Source organism: Methylobacterium sp. P3_A11, from assembly GCF_056403155.1.
In genome coordinates this window covers 22042-39346 of sequence record NZ_JBFUGA010000056.1, presented here as the reverse complement: position 1 = coordinate 39346, position 17305 = coordinate 22042, and the positions used below count along the sequence as shown (strand labels likewise).

Here is a 17305-nt window from a genome sequence, read left to right as displayed (position 1 = left end):
GTCCCGGTGAACGTCCCGGCCGGGATGGTCTGTTCGTCGGGGCCAATACCGGTATGATCGCATCAGCACGCGTTCGGCTCGAAGGACGGCAAGCCATGGGTGCTGACCGGCGCGCCCGTCCGGTTTTGTGCGCTGCCACACGAGGTCGGTCCGCCCGCTGTAACCTGCGGCATCAGCAGGCGATTGCCCACCGTAGAGCGCATGCAACACGCCCGGTCGGTCTCGGCACCGCGCTGGGGAGACCGTGACGGGGCGTGTGGCCGGTCCGTCCAGCGGCACTCGAGGAGACCGAGATGAAGATCCTGATCGCCGCGACGCCGTTGACCGGCCACGTGAACCCGCTCCTCGCCGTCGGCCGGGCCGCCGCGGCACGGGGCGACGACGTCCTGGTTCTCACCGACCCGGCGTTCCGATCGAAGGTCGAGGCGGCGGGCCTCCGGTTCACGGCCTACACGGACAATGATGCGGCCGCATTCCGCGAGACCGCGCTGCCCGCCGGGCCGGAGCGCTACCGCCGTGAGTTCCAACGCCGGTTCGTCGATCCCATGCCGATCCAGGCCGCCGCGCTGCGCGCCCTGATCGCCGCCGAGGCGCCGGACGCGATCGTGGCCGGCAGCATGTTCCTCGGCGTGTTGCCGCTCCTCCTCGACACCGCGCCGCGGCCGCCGATCGTGACCGTCAATGTCAGCATCCTGTTCCTCGACCGGCCCGATCACGCACCCGTGGGCCTGGGCCTGCCGCCGGCCCGCGACCGGGAGGATCACGTCCGCTACGCGACCTTGAAGGCCGGCATGGACGCGGCCTTCGTGAACCCGGTGCGGAGCTACACGGATGCCCGGCTCGCGGAACTCGGCCTGCCGCCGCTGCCGGCCTCTCTGCCCCACTCCGTCGTGATCCTGCCGGATCTGTTCCTGCAGCCCACGGTGCCGGGCTTCGAGTACGATTACGGCGTCCTGCCGCCGGGTCTTCGCTTCATCGGCCTGCTCCAGCCGCCGACGCCCCCGGCGCCGCTGCCCGATTGGTGGCCCGAGCTGGAGCGCGCGAACGCGGCCGGTAAGCCCGTCGTGCTCGTCACCCAGGGCACCCTCGCCAACGCGGATTTCGGGGAGCTGGTCGAGCCGGCCCTCGCAGCCCTGGCCGACCGGGACGATCTCCTGGTCCTGACCACTACCGGCGGCCGTCCCGTGGACGCGCTGCGCGGGCCGGTGCCGGCCAACGCCCGCGTCGCCACCTTCCTGCCGTTCCGGGACCTGCTGCCGCGGGTGAGCGTGCTCGTGACCAATGGCGGCTACGGCAGCGTCTCGCAGGCGCTAGCGGCCGGCGTGCCGATCGTCTCGGCGGGACTCACCGAGGACAAGGCCGAGGTGAACGCACGGATCGGCTGGTCGGGGGTTGGCCTCAATCTGGGGACCAACACCCCCACCTCCGACGCGCTGCGTGCGGCGGTGTCCCGGGTGCTCGACGAGCCCGGCTTCCGCCAGCGCGCCGGGGCGATGCGGGACGCCTTCGCGGCACGGGACGCCATGGCGTCGATCCTGACCGCGGTGGACGATCTCGCCCGGTCCGGAGACGCGCTCCCTCTGGCGAGGTCGGCATGAAACCGGCCTCTGCGGGCGCTGCGCTTCGGGTCGTCGTGGACCTCAACCGCTGCCAGGGCTACGCGCAGTGCTGCTACGCCGCGCCGGACGCCTTCGTTCTCCGCGGCCACGAGATCCTGTTCTACGATCCGACGCCGCCGGCCGAGCGGCGGGGCGCCATCGAGCGGGCGCTGCAGGCGTGCCCGGTCCGCGCCATCAGCCTCCAGGCCGGCCCGGACGACGGGGACGCGCCATGACTCCCGAATCCGCCGGCATCGTCGTGGTCGGGGCGTCCCTCGCGGGCCTGCGCGGCGCCGAGGCGCTGCGGCGGGGCGGTTACGACGGGCCGCTCACCCTGGTGGGCGCCGAGCCATACCGCCCCTACGACCGGCCGCCCCTGTCGAAGCACGTGCTCGCCGGGGAACTCGCCGCCGACGCGACCCGCCTGCCGGAACTGGCAGACCTCCGCGCCCGCTGGCGTCTCGGGAGCCCGGCCGTGGCCCTCGACCGGGCGGCCCGCACGGTCCGGCTCGCCGATGGATCGGTTCTGGCCTACGAGTCCCTCCTCGTGGCCACCGGCGCGGAGGCCCGGCCCTGGCCCGCCGAGAGCGGCGGCCGGCTCGCCGGGATCTTCACCCTGCGCGGACGCGATGACGCCGCGGCCTTGCGGGAAACCCTGCTCTCCCGCCCGCGGCAGGTACTGATCGTGGGGGGCGGCCTGATCGGCTGCGAGGCGGCGTCGTGCCTGCGCGATCTCGGACTGCCCGTCACCCTGGTCGATCCGAATGCCGCGCCCCTGGCGCGCGGACTGGGGACCTTCGTGGGCGGGGTGATCGCCGAAAGCCTGCGCGCGTCCGGCGCCGCGTTCCGCCCGGGGACCGTGGTCCGCGCCTTCGAGGGCGATGCGGCGGGACATGTGGCGCGCGCCCGGCTGGCGGATGGCAGCGTCCTCAAAACCAACCTCGTCATCGCGGCCCTCGGCGCGACCCGGGCGACCGGTTGGCTCCGGGCGGCCGGCCTCAGGGCGGATTCCGGCGGGGTGACCTGCGACGCGGCCTGCCGCGTCCTCGACGCCGAGGGTGTGCCCTGCCCGGACATCTACGCCGCCGGCGAYGTGGCACGGTGGCCGATCCCCCTCTACGGCGACCGGCTGGTCGCAGTCGAGCACTGGGGCAACGCCGTCGAGCAAGCGGCCCACGCCGCGCGCAACATCCTGGCCGGCCCCGGCGGCCAGCGGCCCTACGCGCACCTGCCGGCCTTCTGGTCGAGCCAGTTCGGCCTCAACATCAAGCTGGTCGGACTGCCGGAGGGCGCCGATTCCGTCGCGGTGGTTCAGGGCTCGCGGGCGTCCCGGCGCTTCCTCGCGGTCTATGGCCGGGCCGGGCGCAGCATCGCGGCCGTCTCGTTCGATCAGGCCCGGTGGCTGCCCGCCTACGCGGAGGCGATCATGGCCGGCGCCCCCTTCCCGCCGATCACCGACGCCACCGACCGACCCCGCATCGAGACGGCCGTCCCAGGCTTCCCGTCGCCGCGCCCGGGCGCCCCGGCGCGCCCACCCGCCGAGACCGTCCATGTCTGACGACGCCCTGTTCGCCGCCGTCATGGACCCGGCCAACCGGGCCGACCCCTACCCGCTCTACGCGCGGCTGCGGCAGCGCCCGGTCTCGCGCCAGCGGGACGGCAGCTACGTGGTGTCCACGCATGCGGCGATCCGGGCTCTGCTGTTCGATCCGCGCCTCAGCTCCGAGGACCTGCCGCCACCCCGGCGTCCGCGCACCGGCAATCCGCTCAAGGACCTGATCCTCAATCCGATCAAGAACCGCATCAGCGCCACGCACCGCCCGTTCATCTTCCGCGATCCCCCCGATCACGACCGGCTGCGCAGCCTGGTCATGCGGGAATTCTCGATCGCACGGGTGCAAGCGCTGCGGCCTCGGATCGCCCGCGAGGTGGACGCCCTGCTCGACGGGTGTCGGGGGCGCCGGGAGGTCTGCCTCGTCGGCGATCTCTCCTATCCCCTGCCGGTGACCGTGATCTGCGAGCTGCTCGGGGTGCCCCGGGCGGACGAGCCGCGTTTCCAGGCCTGGGCGACGCAGCTCGCCACCGCCGTGGAGCCGGACGCGCGCCACGACGACGCGACCCGCCGCCAGATCTTCGGCGCCTTCGACACGATCGCCGCCTACATGCGCGACCTCATCCGCGAGAAGCGTCGCCGCCCGACCGACGACATGCTCAGCGGTCTGGCCGCGCCCGGCCCGGACGGCCGGAAGCAGTTGAGCGACTTCGATCTCCTGTCCACGGCGGTCCTGCTGCTGGTCGCCGGTCACGAGACCACGGTGAACCTCATCAGCAACGCTATGCTGACCCTGTTGCGGCACCCCGAGGAGCTGGAGCGCCTGCGCGCCGATCCCGAGCGCGCGCCGCGCCTCATCGAGGAGGTTCTGCGCTACGAGCCACCGGTCCATTTCCGGACCCGCAAGGCCCTCGGCACGATCACCGTGGCCGGCGAGACGATCCCGAAGGGGGCGCCCGTCATCCTGCTTTTCGCCGCCGCGAACCGTGATCCGGCCCGGTTCGGTACTCCCGACCGCTTCGATCCCGACCGGGGCGACCTCGAGCATTTCGGTTTCGGCGGCGGCCTGCACTACTGCGTCGGCGCACCGCTCGCGCGGATCGAGGCCGAAATCGCCGTGGTGGCGTTGAGCCGCCGCTTGGTCGCCCCGCGCCTGATGGGCGACCCTCCGCCTTACCGCCCGGGCGCCTCCCTCCGTGGCCCTGAACAGCTTCACATCGGCATCGACGGCATCGCTTCCACCGCGCACAAACCATGAAGAAGGTCTGAAGACCGCTGTTTCACGTGAAACATTTGTAAACCACGGTTTCGGGGCACCAACCGTTGACGCCTCTTGGTTACGGGCCGGCGATCCGCCGGACGATCCGGAAGGCATCAGCGCTCCGGCCACCAAGAAGACCGCGACCGGCAAAGGCTGAGTGGGCGGTCCGCGGACGGCCTCGGAACTTGGCCGTACCGCCGAGGGCTTTACGGGAGAGCGGCCGAGATGGCCGCAATCCCGAAAGCTTCCGGAGAAACAACGCCATGAAGGCACTGTGCTGGCACGGCCGCAACGACATCCGCTGCGACACCGTCCCGGACCCGGTCATCGAGGATTCCCGCGACGTTATCATCAAGGTGACGAGCTGCGCGATCTGCGGCTCGGACCTGCACCTCATGGACGGGCTGATGCCGACCATGAAGAGCGGAGACGTCCTCGGCCACGAGTTCATGGGTGAGGTCGTCGAGGTCGGTCAGGGCTTCACCAAGTTCAGGAAGGGCGACCGGATCATCGTGCCCTTCAATATCAATTGCGGGTCATGCCGGCAGTGCAAGCTCGGCAACTACTCGGTCTGCGAGCGGTCGAACCGCAACGCCGAGATGGCGGCCGCGCAGTTCGGCTACCCGACGGCCGGCCTGTTCGGCTACTCGCACCTCACCGGCGGCTATGCGGGCGGCCAGGCCGAGTACGTGCGCGTGCCGATGGCGGACGTCGCTCCCATGAAGGTGCCGGACGGCATGGACGACGAATCCGTCCTGTTCCTCACGGATATCCTGCCCACCGGCTGGCAGGGCGCGGAGCATTGCGAGATCCAGGGCGGCGAGACCATCGCGGTCTGGGGTGCCGGCCCGGTCGGGATCTTCGCGATCCAGTCGGCGAAGATCATGGGCGCCGAGCGGATCATCGCCATCGAGACCGTGCCCGAGCGGATCGCCCTCGCCCGGAAAGCTGGAGCCACCGACGTCATCGACTTCATGAACGAGGACGTGTTCGAACGGATCAAGGAGATCACCAAGGGCCAGGGCGCCGACGGGGTGATCGACTGTGTCGGCATGGAAGCGAGCGCCGGCCACGGTGGCCTCACCGGCGTGCTCTCGGCCGTGCAGGAGAAGCTGACGGCCACCGAGCGGCCCTACGCCCTGGCCGAGGCCATCAAGGCGGTCCGGCCCTGCGGGATCGTCTCGATTCCCGGGGTGTATGGCGGTCCGATCCCGGTCAACATGGGATCGATCGTGCAGAAAGGCCTGACCCTTAAGAGCGGCCAGACCCACGTGAAGCGCTACCTTGAACCGCTGACCAAGCTGATCCAGGAGGGCAAGATCGACATAACCTCCCTGATCACCCATCGCTCGCAGGACCTCGCCGAGGGACCGGACCTATACAAGGCCTTCAGGGACAAGACGGACGGCTGCGTGAAGGTGGTGTTCCACCTGAACTGAGACGGCGTGGTCCGTCCCGCCGGAGACGGGCGGGACGGACCGGAACCGTGTAGAGGCGGCGGGGCGCCGCCGGCGCGCTCCGCCAACCGCCCGGGAAGCCCATGTGCAATCTCTACAGCCTACGGACCGGCCCGGCGGCTCTGCGACGGGCCTTCGACGTCGCGCAGGATCGCACCGGAAACCTGCCGCCGCTTCCGGCGATCTTCCCCGACCAGCTCGCGCCGGTGGTCCTGAACGGCGCGGCCGGCCGGGACCTCGCGATGATGCGCTGGGGCATGCCCGGGCCGAAAGCGTTCGGCGAGCACCCCATCACCAACGTGCGCAACGTCGCGAGCCCGCACTGGCGCCCCTGGCTCGGGGTCGCCCATCGCTGCCTCGTCCCGGTGACGGCCTTCAGCGAATATGCCGACACCAAGCCCCGCAAGACGCCGGTCTGGTTCGCCCTGGATGACGACCGGCCGCTCTTCGCCTTCGCGGGGATCTGGCGGCCGTGGACCGGCGTGCGGGGAACGAAGCGCGAGAATCCCGACCGGGTGCCGGCGGAGCACCGGCTGTTCGCGTTCCTGACCACGGATGCCAATGGCGTGGTCGGGCCGGTTCATCCCAAGGCGATGCCGGTCCTGCTCACGCAACCGGAGGAATGGGCGACCTGGCTCGAAGCCCCCACCGCGGAAGCACTCCGGCTGCAGCGCCCCCTGGCGGATTCGGCGATGCGCGAGGTGGCCCGGGGCACGCGGTCGGACGGCGACGCCGTCGACTCCGGCGACTGAGCGCCCTTACCCGCCCGCCTGGTCGGCGGAGGGATTGCCGGGGGCCGGAGCGGCCGACCAGCCGCGGGCGCGCCAGCGTGCGACCACGGACGCGTTGAGCCGGGCGATCCGCGCCCGGTGCGCCTCCCAGAAGGTCAGGGGCGTCGCCGGACTTGCGGCCATGGAACTATGATGTCCCGGGTTCCCCTCCCGGCCCGCGATACGGATCGGGGATGGCGCGTGGGCACTCGTCCGCGTGAGCCGGCCTTCGGGATCGGCGAGGATCGCCTGGGCACGGGCGCAGTAGAGCTGCGAGAGCGGCGACATTGCCTCCGACCCGTGTCCCGCCCGGTATTTCATCAAGGCGCGGCAGAGGTCGCCGTCGGCCCGGCGCCAGGCCTCGGCGAGGTAACGCACGCCGTAGCGGACATTGATCTCCGGCGCCGCCAGCTCGGCGACGGTGCCGCGGAAGCCGAGCATCGTCGCGGTGGCCGGCCGGACCTGCATCAGTCCGACCTCGCCGACGCTTCCCACCACGGTGGGATCGTAGTCGCTCTCGATCCGCGCGACGGCATCGGCCACCGCGAGCGGCAGTCCGGTGCCGGCCGCCTCCCGGGCGATGAGCGGGAGGAAGCGCGCCCGCGTGTCGGAGGGCGGCGGGGCGACCGACGGGACCGGCGGAAGGGACGCCATGCCGAGGGCATGCACGGCCAGGAAGGTCGCGGGCCGCGCCTGCGCGGGGGTGGCGCAGGACAGGAGCAGGAGGAGCAACGGAGCGCGCATCGGCCGCCACGGGGGAGGGTCAGAGACCTGTCTACCCCCGCCGCCTCAACGAAGCCTTTCCCAACGCCGGATCCGGGCGCGGGCCGCCCCGTCTACTGGACCGGACCCCGGTCCCGCGCCTGCAGCAGCCGCAGCGCCTCGCCCAGGACCGCGTGGAGATCGGCCGCGCCCTGCGGGCTGAGGGGCAGGCCGATCCGCTGGCCGTTGATCGTGTCGAGCACCAGCATGGCGAGATCCTCGCCGATCAGCAGGTCGGGCTGCGGCAGGCAGAGCGGCAGGACGAAATCGCCCTCGACCTCGCCGAGGACATCCACCGCGTCGGCGGGCCGGAAAGGCGGTCTCCGATCGGTCATCGTGCCCAATCCTCGCGTTTCACGCAGCTCCAGCCGGTGGCCCCATGCTTCAACCGCGGTCGCGGTCCGGCATCCGCAGCGCGCGGACCGTGAGCGTGTCGATTTCCAGCGACCCGACCTCCAGGGCGCCGATGCGGGCGCGGCCCACCGAGAGACGGCCGATCGCGAAGGCGCCGACCGCCACCACGCCGAGGGCCGCCGCCCCGAGCGCCAGGGCACCGAGGGCCGAGGCCCCGATCGTCCCGGCGCCGACGGCGCCCGCCCCCAGGAGGGCAGTGTCGCGCGGCGGGATCGGCCCGGCGCCGACCGCGCGATCCTCCGTCTCGTCCGGAACCCTCGATCGCTGCATGGGGGATCCTCTCCTGGCCCGGCCAGTCCAAGCCACTCTATACCCGACGTTAACCGGGTTTTCACGCCGTTCGCCGACGATCCCTGCGAACCCGGCTGGCCCGGACCGCGCGTCCGCCGGCAGAGAGGACGTCGCCCGTGCAGCACCTGCTCCAGGCCTTCGCGATCTTCGCCTTCGGCTGCCTGCTGATCCATGTCGGGCATGCCTATGCCCGGGCGACGACGGTCTTCCTCTCGGCGACCGCCCTGATGCTGAGCGTGACCCTCGGCACCGTGCTCTGCCAGCGGATCAGCCAGCCGGCGCCCTCCGCGGTCGGTGCGCCGTACGTCGTGGCGCTCGGCCGGCTCGGTCAGTAGAGCCGCGTCCGGTAGGCGTCCGCGATGGAGGCCTCCGCCTCCGCCACGTCGACGGCGGCGGTCTGGTCGGAGAGGATCCGGCCCAGGCTGGGGAAGGTGCCACGCTCGACATGAGCCGCCGGATCCCAGAGGCGGGAGCGGATCAAGGCCTTGCCGCAATGGAAGAACGCCTCCCGCACCCGCACGACGAGACCCGCAGCGGGCACCTTGCCCTGCGCGCGCAACGGTTCGAGCAGCGCGGGGTCCTGCGTCATCGCGGCGGTGCCATTCACCCGCAGGGTCTCGTCGATCCCCGGCACGAGGAAGATCAGCCCGATACCGGGGCTCTCCATCAGGTTGAGGAACGAGTCGATCCGGTTGTTGCCGCGCCTGTCCGGGATCACCAGGGTCTGGGGATCGTGCACGGCGACGAAGCCCGGCGCGTCGCCCCGGGGGCTGGCATCGACGTTGCCGTCTGAATCCGCGCTCGCCAGGACGAGGAACGGCGAGAGCGCGATGAACCGGCGGCCGTACGCGTCGAGATGGTCGAGCACCTTGCGGGCGGCGAGCGGCCCGACCGGGCCGAACTGCGCGCGCAGCGCCGCGGCATCGTGAGTCGGTTGGGGATCGGCTTGCGCGTCCATGCGAACCTCGTCGTGGCCGAACCGTGAGTCGCGCGTCGGGCACGCCCCGGTCAAGGGCGATCAGGGCCAGACCCGGATCGCCACCGGGCGGCGCAGCAGGTCCCGGTCGGACGTGACCGTGCAGCCCTCCGTGCGCAGGCTCGCGTAGGTGAGGAGCGCCCGGTCCCCGACATCGTCGAAATTGCGGCCCTGCGCGTCCGGGTCCAGCAGTGCCGGATAGGCGATGAGCGGCGCCGCCGCCCCGCAGGGATCGTCGTAGAGGGTGGCGCCCGCGAGGAGCAGGCGCGGGCTGTCCCAGGTGATCAGGTCGCGGGAGGTCGTCCAGTAGAAGCCGGATTGGGCGAAGCCCTCCCCCGCCTTGGCCATGAATACCGCGATCCAGGCGCCCGACCCGCGGTGGCGCACCACGGCCCCGACCGGCCCCGGGAACGGTCCGACGGGCCGGCAGGTGGCGGCGTTCGGGCGGGCGGCGCGGTACGGATCCGGAAAGGCGGCGGTGAAGCCGGTGTCCGTCCAGGCCCGCCAGCGGGTCGGATCGGCCGGATCGTCGCTGCGGAACAGGCAGAGGCCGGCCTCCTGATCGCTGCCCGGCCTGGTCCAGCCCGTGGTCGAGGCGAGGAAGTACCGCCATCTCCCGTCGGCCACGATGTTCGACGGGTTGAAGAAGCCCCGGTGCCGGCCCTGGTCGACCTCCTGCCGGAACGGCGCCCCGGCGACCACCACGGGCGGGCTCTGCCGCCGGAAGCTGTGCCCGCCATCCGTCGAGGCCGCCGCCGTGATCGTGTTGTACCAGCAGGCCATGTACTGCCCGGCCGGGCAGCGGCCGGGATGCTCGTTGGCCTGGTACTCGTGATGGAGCAGGGCGGCGACCCGGGTCCCGTCCTCCGTCCAGGTGGCGGTGATCCAGGAGCGGTCGTCGTAGGCCGCCGGGTCGGACTTCTCGCCCGAGTCGAGCACGATCGTGCAGTCGAGCTTGAGGTGGCCGAGATCGGGGCCGCGCAGCGCCCGGTTGCGGTAATGCATCCCGTAGAGCGCCACCGCGCCCGTGGCGTCGCGGAAGGCCCGGGCCGGGGCGTCGGGCACGTCGGCCCCGTCGCAGGCGTCGCGGCCCGCCTTGAAGACGAGCGCGGGCGGCCCGACCAGCGTCAGGGCCGAGAGCGGCGGCTCGGGGGCGGCCGCGGCGGGGAGCGGGAGGAGAAGAAGCAGGGCCGCAGAGGCCGAGCGCGCCGCCAGCCCTGGCCCCTTCGCGGGGGAGAATCCCCCGCGCAGCCGGGGGAGAGGGTCGACACGCGGACGCCTCCGGCCGGTCGTCCCGAGGCCGAGGGCACGGATGCCCCGTCCCATCGCAGCGATCCCGTCCGCTGAGCCCATGGTCGCCATCCGGCTGCGTCCCGGCCGCGCCTGGACAAACGCGCGGAGATTCGCTTGAGAACCATTACAGAGTGCTTGCCGCCGACCGGCCGCGCGCGGCCCGACTGAAAGTCATCCATGGTTCTCCTGATTCTCGGCCTCGTGCTGTTCCTCGGCACGCACGCCTTCTCGATGGCCCGCACGCGCCGCGCCGCACTCGTCGGCCGGATCGGCGAGGGCCGATTCAAGCTCGGCTACACCGCGCTGTCGCTCCTCGGGCTGGTGCTGGTCGGCGTCGGATTCCACGATTACCGGCTCGCCGGCTACATCCCGGTCTGGGATCCGCCCGTCTGGACGCGCCACCTCGCGCTTCTCCTCGTGTGGCCGGCCTTCATCTGCCTCGCCGCCGCCTACCTGCCGGGACACATCCGCACCCGGGCGAAGCACCCGATGCTGCTCGCCGTGAAGATCTGGGCGACGGCGCATCTCCTGGCCAACGGCGACCTCGGCTCGATGCTGCTGTTCGGCGGCTTCCTCGCCTGGGCGGTGGTGGCCCGGATCAGCGCCAAGCGCCGAGCCCTCGCCCCGGGCGCGGTTGCCGCCCAGCACGGCGGCCCGGTGGCGGCCCCGCAGGGCTGGCGCAACGACATCCTCGCGGTGGCGATCGGGACGGTCGCATGGTTCGTCTTCGCCCGCTACCTGCACTATCCGGTGATCGGCGTGCCGGTCTGGCCCGGCGCCGCCTGAAAGACTGCCAGTCGCCAACCCCGCGCCCGTGTGTTAGGCGCGGAGCCCGATCGAGGTACGAGGTGGTCCGCTGAAATCATGCGGGCCGGGATAGAATGGCCGAGAACAACGAGTTCCTTCGCGAGGTCGACGAGGATTACCGCCGCGACCGGATCATCCAGATCTGGAAGCGCTACAGCGGCGTGATCATCGCGCTCGCCGTGCTCGCGGTGGCGGGCGTGGCGGGCTGGCGCTACTGGCAGAACCAGCAGCGCGTCGCCGCCGAGGCCGCCTCGGTGCAGTTCGACGACGCCAACCGCCTCGCCAAGGACGGCAAGGTCGCGGAGGCCGACAAGGCGTTCGAGGCCCTGGAGGCGCAGGGTCCGGCCGGCTACCGCCTCCTTTCCCGGTTTCGGGCCGCGGCCGAGACCAGCAAGCGCGATGCGGCGGCGGGGGCTGCCGAGTTCGACAAGCTCGCCGACGATACCGGCCTCGGCGACGGCCTGCGCGACCTCGCGCGCCTGCGCGCCGCGCTGCTGCGCCTCGACGGGCCGAACCCCGACCCCGCCCTGGCCAACCTCCAGGGTCTGGCCGCCGGGACGCCGTTCCGCCACACCGCCCGTGAGATGCTGGGCCTCGCCGCCCTCAAGAAGGGCGATTACGAGGATGCCGGGCGCTGGTTCGACCAGATCGTGGCCGATCCCGACACGCCGCGGAACCTGCGCGAGCGCATCGAGGTCTACGCGGCGATCGTCGCCGGCGGTCCCGTGACGGTGACCGAGGCCAAGCCCGAGCCCGCTGCACCGCCCCCGCCGATCACACGCTGATTTCCGTTCGGACTGCTCGAGAACCACCATGGATATGCCGACCGTCGCGATCGTCGGGAGGCCGAACGTCGGCAAGTCGACCCTGTTCAACCGCCTCGTGGGCAAGAAGCTAGCGCTGGTCGACGACCGCCCGGGCGTCACCCGCGACCGGCGCGAGGGCGACGTGGCGTTCGGCGGCCTCCAGTTCCGGGTGATCGACACCGCCGGACTGGAAGAGTCGGACGCCGCCACCCTCACCGGCCGGATGCGGATGCAGACCGAGGCGGCGATCCTCGCCGCCGACGTGGTGCTGTTCGTGATCGACGCCCGCGCCGGCGTGCTGCCGGCCGACCAGCCCTTCGCCGAGCTGGTGCGGCGATCCGGCTGCCCGGTTATCCTGATCGCCAACAAGGCCGAGGGCGGCACCGGACTCGCCGGGGCCTACGAGGCCTTCACCCTCGGGCTCGGCGACCCGATCCCGTTCTCCGCCGAGCATGGCGAGGGCCTCGGCGAGCTGCACGAGGCGCTCAAGGGCGTCCTGCCCCAGCGCGACGACGACGAGGAGGAGGACGAGGACGCCCCCGGCGGCCGCTCCCTCAAGGTCGCCATCGTGGGCCGCCCGAATGCCGGCAAGTCGACGCTGATCAACCGCATGCTCGGCGAGGACCGTCTGCTCGTCGGCCCCGAGGCCGGCATCACCCGCGACTCGATCTCCCTGGACTGGGAGTGGCGCGGGCGCCGCATCAAGCTCCACGACACCGCCGGYATGCGCCGCCGCGCCCGGATCGACGACAAGCTGGAGAAGCTCGCGGTCTCGGACGGGCTGCGCGCCGTGCGCTTCGCCGAGGTGGTGGTGGTGCTCCTCGACGCGACGATCCCGTTCGAGAAGCAGGACCTCACCATCGTTGACCTCGTCGAGAGCGAGGGCCGCGCCCTGGTGATCGGCCTCAACAAATGGGACCTCGTCGCCGACCAGCCCGGCCTGCTGAAGCAGCTCCGCGAGGATTGCACCCGGCTGCTGCCGCAGGTGCGCGGCGTCGCGGTGGTGCCGCTCTCCGGCCTCGCCGGCGACGGCGTCGACAAGCTGATGCAGGCGGTGGTGCAGGCCGCCGAGGTCTGGGATCGGCGCATCTCGACCTCGCGCATCAACGACTGGCTGAACGAGGCGACCTCCCGCAACCCGCCCCCGGCGGTGTCGGGCCGGCGGATCAAGATCCGCTACGCCACGCAGGTGAAGAGCCGGCCGCCGCATTTCGCGCTGTTCGGCAACCAGCTCAACGCCCTGCCGAAATCCTACACGCGCTACCTCGTGAACGGCCTGCGCGAGGCGTTCGAGCTGCCGGGCACGCCGATCCGCCTGTCCTTGCGGACCTCGCAGAACCCGTTCGACAAGGGCTGATCCGACCTCCGGGCGAACCGCGCCGTCTTTGCGAGCGGAGCGAAGCAACCCAGTGTCGCGCCACGCCGTTCGTGGTCGCGCCACCCTGGGTCACTTCGCTACGCTCGTGATGACGACGCGGGTCTTTGACCAGACGTTCCGCAAGCGTCCTCAGCGGGCCGCATCGGCGATCCAGTCCACTGCCGCCGACAATGCGGCGCGCTCGTCCTGCCCGTCCGCCAGCGCCGCCTCGTAGGCGCCGATCTGCCCGTCCGCGCTGGTCCCCTCGGCGACGATCGCCCGGGCACGGGCCACGTCGGCCGCGCAGCCGAGGTCATCCGCGTCCTCCGCCACGAGGGCCAGGACCGCTTCCAGCGCCTCGGGGAACGGCACGGCCTCGCCCCGCGCCTCGTCGATCAGCGCGGCCTGCACGCCGCCGTGCTGGGCGCGCCACAGGTTCTCCGAGGCCAGGGCGCGCGAGACGCCGTCGAGGCCGGCATGAAGATCGGAGCGGCGGATGCACAGGCGCACGAGGCAGCGGAACAGGGCGGCGATGCACAGCGAATCGTCGAGCCGCGTGCAGGCGTCGGCGATCCGCAGCTCCAGGGTCGGAAACTTGATCGACGGCCGCAGGGACCACCACAGGAAGCTCGCGTCGGCGATGGCGCCCGAGCGGGTCATGATGGCGACGAACCGGGCATGCGCGGCGGCGTCGGAAAAGATCTCCGGCAGGCCGGTCCGCGGCAGCTCGCCGAAGACGCTGAGCCGGTAGGCGCGGAGGCCGGTCGTCTCGCCCTGCCAGAACGGCGAGGAGGCGGAGAGAGCGAGCAGCAGCGGCTGGAACGGCAGCAGCCGGTTCATCAGGTCGATGCGGGCCTCCGGGTCCGGCACCTCGACATGGACGTGCATGCCGCAGATCAGCGCCCGCCGGGCCGCGATGCCGACATCCGACAGGATACCCTGGTAGCGTTCGCCGTCGGTGGCGGTCTGGCGCGCCCAGCGCGCCAGGGGATGGGTGCCGCAGGCCAGGAGGCGCAGGCCGTGTTCCGCGGCGATCCCGGCGAGCCGCGTCCGCTGGTCGCCGAGATTCGACCGGGCCGCCTGGGCGTCGGTGAGGGGCGGCGTGCAGACCTCGACCTGCGCGGCGACCAGCTCGCGCCCGGTCTCGGGCAATTCGGCCTCCACGCGGGCATGGAAGGCGGCGAGGTCGCCGCGCGGCGTGCCGCGGGTCTCGGCATCGGCGAGGAAATACTCCTCCTCGATGCCGAAGCGGTAGCTGTGGGCGCTCATCCTGCTCTCCGGGCACTGATCGGTACGACATAGGGACCGCGCACGGGGTTTCGACGGGTCGCGGCCGAGGCTGCACGCGCCGGTCCGAAACCGGGATCGCCCCGGATGATCCCGCCTCCGGCCTGGGATTCCTCACGGACGCTGAAACTTCCCGGCCCACAATCCTCGTAGAGGCCTGCGACGCCCATTCGGGCGCTCTGTACGGGAGCCAACATGTCCAGAACGCTTCGTCGTCTCGCCCTCGGCCTCGGTCTCGCCGCCGCTGCGGCGAGCCCCGCCCTCGCCAAGAACCCGATGGTGGGCGGCGCGCCGATGTACGCGAGCAAGACTATCGTCGAGAACGCGGTCAACTCGAAGGATCACACCACCCTGGTGGCCGCCGTGAAGGCCGCCGGCCTCGTCGACACCCTGTCGGGTCCCGGTCCCTTCACGGTGTTCGCGCCGACGAACGCCGCCTTCGCCAAGCTGCCGCCGGGGACGGTCGAGACGCTGGTCCAGCCGCAGAACAAGGCGCAGCTGACCGGCATCCTGACCTATCACGTGGTGCCGGGCGTCTACACGGCCAAGGACCTGATGGCGGCGGCCCGTCAGGGCGGCGGCCAGGCCGAGCTGAAGACCGTGCAGGGCGAGCCGCTCACGGTCACGACCAAGGGCAAGAAGGTCATGGTCACCGACGCCAAGGGCAACACCGCGCTGGTGACGACCGCCAACGTCATGCAGTCGAACGGCGTGATTCACGTGATCAACGGCGTGCTGCTGCCCTGACGCGATCCGGGGCGGCCCATCCGCCGCCCCATGAGGCCTACCGCCCTCTCCGGTCCAGCCGGAGGGGGCGTCTGCGTTTCTGCATCGCCGCTCAATCGCGGATCAGCCGGCCCGAATAGATGGCCGGGCCGGTCGGCTTTCCATCCGGCGCCCCACCCTTCGGCTCGACCGTGACCGCGAAGGTCGCGGTCTCGGTGCGGGTGCGCAGGGCTGCCGGGATCGGCAGGCGCGCCGTCCCGCCCGGGACGAGGCCGAGGGATTGCGGGGCGGCCCCCGCGTCGATGTACCAGAGTTCGAGGCTCCGCTCGGGCGGCGTCTCGGCCGCGAGGCTGCGGACCTGCACGACGCCCGCCCGCAGATCGACGCGCACGATCAGGGCCGGGAGCGTCCCGCCCCGGTCGACGACGGCCAGATAGTCGTGCGGCTCACGGAGCGCCGCGGTGCCCCCGGCGGCAATCCAGAGCGCGAGGCCCGCCGCGAGGGCCGTGGCGGCCGCGGCAGTCGTCCGCCAGCGCCGGACCCTGCGCTCCAGACGGACGACCCGGTCGCCGGCGGCATCGGCGGAGGCCGCCCCGGCAGCAGGTCGGATCCGGGCTTCGATGGCTGTCCAGAGCGCGGGATCGGGGGCGACAGCCGGGATCGTGGCGGCGAGGGGTGCGAGCCGCGCGTCCCAGGCCGCGACCGCGCGGCGCAGGTCGGCACGCGCCTCCAGCGCCACCGCGAAGGCGGCGCGTTCGTCCGGCGGCAGCGTGCCGAGGACGTACTCGCCCGCCGCGCCGTCGGGATCGTCCTGCCAGTCGGGCGGGATGCCGGATCCGCTCATGGGGTCTCCAGGCAGGTGCGAAGGCTGAGCAGGCCCCGGCGGAGCCAGGTCTTGATCGTGTTCACGGGCCGATCAAAACGCGCAGCGAGTTCCTCGCGAGACCAGCCCTCACAATAGGCGAGGACGAGGCAATCGCGCTGGGGCATGGCGACCTGATCGAGGCACTGGGCCAGGGCATCGCGGCGGGCGAGATCGGCCTCCCCGTCGCTCGTGTCGGCCAGCCGCTCGAACCAGCCGTCCTCGGCTTGCGTCAGGCGTGCGGACCTGTCCTGTCGCAGGCGGTCGATCGCCCGGTGGCGCGCGATCGCGACGAGCCAGACGAGAGGTGGGCCGGCCAGGGGATCGTAGCTGCCGGCCCGCTGCCAGATGCGCACGAACACCTCCTGCAGCGTGTCCTCGGCGGCGGCTCGGTCCTTCAGGATACGAAGGATGATCCCGAGAAGTTTCGGGGCGGTCGCCTCGTAGAGCGCCTGGAGTGCGGCGCGCTCGCCACGGGCGACACCCGCGATCAGCCGCGCGAGATCCGCTTCGCGTTGCGCGCTCCCCAAGGCCTCGTCCCCCCAGGCGGCGCCGTCCTGCGATGCGCCGGCCGCCCGGTCAAAACCATAGCCTGATTTCGTCCCGAACCGGGAGGGGGATGCGTCCCCGTTCCCGTTGACGGCCGCTCAGGCCGCCCGCAGCGGACCGCCCACCAGCCACGCGGGGTCGAACCAGCGGTCGGCCTCGCCGTCGTAGGGCAGGCGCGTGATGTCCCAGTTCTGAATGTACCGGGCGTAGACGTTCCACACCGCGATGCCGCCGCCCACGAAGATCCGCCGGCCCGGATAGCGCTTGAGCACCTGTTCGGGATCCTCATGGCTGCGGATCACGTCGATGGTGCGGTCCCTGAAGGCGAATTCGGGCACCGAGGCCACGGTCTTCGGCCCGGCGATCAGCACGTGGCCCATGGTCAGCGCGAAGAAGCGCGTCACGTCCTCCACGAACAGCGGATCGGTGTTGCCCTCCCAGGGCAGTTGGCCGTTCAGGCCGAGCTGGCCCCGCAGGCCGATCGCACAGATGCAGCGGACGTCGATCATCGTGAACCCTCAACCCTGCAGGCTCCGC

At 71.9% G+C, this 17305-nt stretch carries 20 protein-coding genes; 11 read left to right on the top strand and 9 right to left on the bottom strand.

The features are described from left to right. The first annotated feature begins 293 nt into the window (after positions 1–293). The 6 genes from AC1DXK_RS18205 to AC1DXK_RS18180 all read left to right on the top strand — a co-directional run bounded on the left by AC1DXK_RS18205 (position 294) and on the right by AC1DXK_RS18180 (position 6620). Positions 294–1598, top strand: coding sequence for a nucleotide disphospho-sugar-binding domain-containing protein (locus AC1DXK_RS18205; RefSeq protein ID WP_457106557.1), 1305 nt, complete (start codon positions 294–296; stop codon positions 1596–1598). Then, positions 1595–1834, top strand: coding sequence for a ferredoxin (locus AC1DXK_RS18200; protein WP_457106556.1), 240 nt, complete (start codon positions 1595–1597; stop codon positions 1832–1834). The genes AC1DXK_RS18205 and AC1DXK_RS18200 overlap by 4 nt, the downstream gene beginning before the upstream one ends. Then, entirely contained in the window at positions 1831–3156 is a 1326-nt protein-coding gene (locus tag AC1DXK_RS18195; protein WP_457106555.1) for an NAD(P)/FAD-dependent oxidoreductase, read from the top strand. Before AC1DXK_RS18200 ends, AC1DXK_RS18195 begins: the two co-directional genes overlap by 4 nt. Continuing rightward, a complete protein-coding gene (locus AC1DXK_RS18190; RefSeq protein ID WP_457106554.1) occupies positions 3149–4408 on the top strand; it encodes a cytochrome P450 in 1260 nt (419 codons plus the stop codon). The genes AC1DXK_RS18195 and AC1DXK_RS18190 overlap by 8 nt, the downstream gene beginning before the upstream one ends. A gap of 266 nt (positions 4409–4674) precedes the next feature. Then, positions 4675–5850: a zinc-dependent alcohol dehydrogenase gene (locus AC1DXK_RS18185; protein WP_457106553.1), complete on the top strand. Its 1176-nt coding sequence runs from the start codon at positions 4675–4677 to the stop codon at positions 5848–5850. 101 nt (positions 5851–5951) lie between these two features. Beyond that, the gene (locus AC1DXK_RS18180; protein ID WP_457106552.1) at positions 5952–6620 is read left to right on the top strand and encodes an SOS response-associated peptidase; all 669 of its coding nucleotides are present in this window, start codon (positions 5952–5954) and stop codon (positions 6618–6620) included. Positions 6621–6626: 6 nt separating this feature from the next. Here AC1DXK_RS18180 and AC1DXK_RS18175 read toward each other — a convergent pair whose 3' ends face one another. The 3 genes from AC1DXK_RS18175 to AC1DXK_RS18165 all read right to left on the bottom strand — a co-directional run bounded on the left by AC1DXK_RS18175 (position 6627) and on the right by AC1DXK_RS18165 (position 8084). Then, complete coding sequence (locus AC1DXK_RS18175; RefSeq protein WP_457106551.1) at positions 6627–7382, bottom strand: lytic transglycosylase domain-containing protein; 756 nt, start codon at positions 7380–7382, stop codon at positions 6627–6629. Between the two features lie 92 nt (positions 7383–7474). Beyond that, the gene (locus tag AC1DXK_RS18170; protein WP_457106550.1) at positions 7475–7735 is read right to left on the bottom strand and encodes a hypothetical protein; all 261 of its coding nucleotides are present in this window, start codon (positions 7733–7735) and stop codon (positions 7475–7477) included. Positions 7736–7784: 49 nt separating this feature from the next. Continuing rightward, entirely contained in the window at positions 7785–8084 is a 300-nt protein-coding gene (locus AC1DXK_RS18165; protein WP_457106549.1) for a hypothetical protein, read from the bottom strand. Positions 8085–8221: 137 nt separating this feature from the next. Here AC1DXK_RS18165 and AC1DXK_RS18160 point away from each other — a divergent pair, with 137 nt between their 5' ends. Further along, positions 8222–8440, top strand: a complete 219-nt coding sequence (locus AC1DXK_RS18160; RefSeq protein WP_457106548.1) for a hypothetical protein — start codon at positions 8222–8224, stop codon at positions 8438–8440. On the opposite strand, the gene AC1DXK_RS18155 is transcribed toward AC1DXK_RS18160, so the two are convergent. Together AC1DXK_RS18155 and AC1DXK_RS18150 are read right to left on the bottom strand one after the other, a co-directional pair. Then, positions 8434–9063: a pyridoxamine 5'-phosphate oxidase family protein gene (locus AC1DXK_RS18155; RefSeq protein WP_457106547.1), complete on the bottom strand. Its 630-nt coding sequence runs from the start codon at positions 9061–9063 to the stop codon at positions 8434–8436. The two genes, AC1DXK_RS18160 and AC1DXK_RS18155, sit on opposite strands and share 7 nt — an antisense overlap. A 60-nt stretch (positions 9064–9123) precedes the next feature. Further along, positions 9124–10434 (bottom strand): hypothetical protein, encoded by a 1311-nt coding sequence (locus AC1DXK_RS18150; RefSeq protein WP_457106546.1) that lies wholly within the window; start codon positions 10432–10434, stop codon positions 9124–9126. Positions 10435–10551: 117 nt separating this feature from the next. Between AC1DXK_RS18150 and AC1DXK_RS18145 the strand changes: the two genes are divergently transcribed. The 3 genes from AC1DXK_RS18145 (at position 10552) to der (ending at position 13344) form a co-directional block, all read left to right on the top strand. Further along, positions 10552–11160, top strand: coding sequence for an NnrU family protein (locus AC1DXK_RS18145; protein WP_457106545.1), 609 nt, complete (start codon positions 10552–10554; stop codon positions 11158–11160). Between the two features lie 95 nt (positions 11161–11255). Next, entirely contained in the window at positions 11256–11966 is a 711-nt protein-coding gene (locus tag AC1DXK_RS18140; protein ID WP_457106544.1) for a tetratricopeptide repeat protein, read from the top strand. Between the two features lie 28 nt (positions 11967–11994). Next, entirely contained in the window at positions 11995–13344 is a 1350-nt protein-coding gene (gene der / locus AC1DXK_RS18135) for a ribosome biogenesis GTPase Der (protein ID WP_457106543.1), read from the top strand. Between the two features lie 150 nt (positions 13345–13494). Here the strand turns inward: der and AC1DXK_RS18130 are convergent, their stop codons facing one another. Further along, positions 13495–14613 carry a carboxylate-amine ligase gene (locus AC1DXK_RS18130; RefSeq protein WP_477298561.1) on the bottom strand — a complete coding sequence of 373 codons (1119 nt, stop codon included), beginning with the start codon at positions 14611–14613 and terminating at the stop codon, positions 13495–13497. A gap of 213 nt (positions 14614–14826) precedes the next feature. Here AC1DXK_RS18130 and AC1DXK_RS18125 point away from each other — a divergent pair, with 213 nt between their 5' ends. After that, the gene (locus AC1DXK_RS18125; protein ID WP_457106541.1) at positions 14827–15378 is read left to right on the top strand and encodes a fasciclin domain-containing protein; all 552 of its coding nucleotides are present in this window, start codon (positions 14827–14829) and stop codon (positions 15376–15378) included. 91 nt (positions 15379–15469) lie between these two features. On the opposite strand, the gene AC1DXK_RS18120 is transcribed toward AC1DXK_RS18125, so the two are convergent. From AC1DXK_RS18120 to AC1DXK_RS18110, 3 genes are all read right to left on the bottom strand, one after another. Next, positions 15470–16201: an anti-sigma factor gene (locus tag AC1DXK_RS18120; protein ID WP_457106540.1), complete on the bottom strand. Its 732-nt coding sequence runs from the start codon at positions 16199–16201 to the stop codon at positions 15470–15472. After that, on the bottom strand, positions 16198–16749 hold the full coding sequence (locus tag AC1DXK_RS18115; RefSeq protein WP_457106539.1) for a sigma-70 family RNA polymerase sigma factor: 552 nt from the start codon (positions 16747–16749) through the stop codon (positions 16198–16200). Before AC1DXK_RS18115 ends, AC1DXK_RS18120 begins: the two co-directional genes overlap by 4 nt. Positions 16750–16866: 117 nt before the next feature. After that, on the bottom strand, positions 16867–17277 hold the full coding sequence (locus tag AC1DXK_RS18110; RefSeq protein ID WP_457106538.1) for a dihydrofolate reductase: 411 nt from the start codon (positions 17275–17277) through the stop codon (positions 16867–16869). Between the last annotated feature and the right edge of the window lie 28 nt (positions 17278–17305).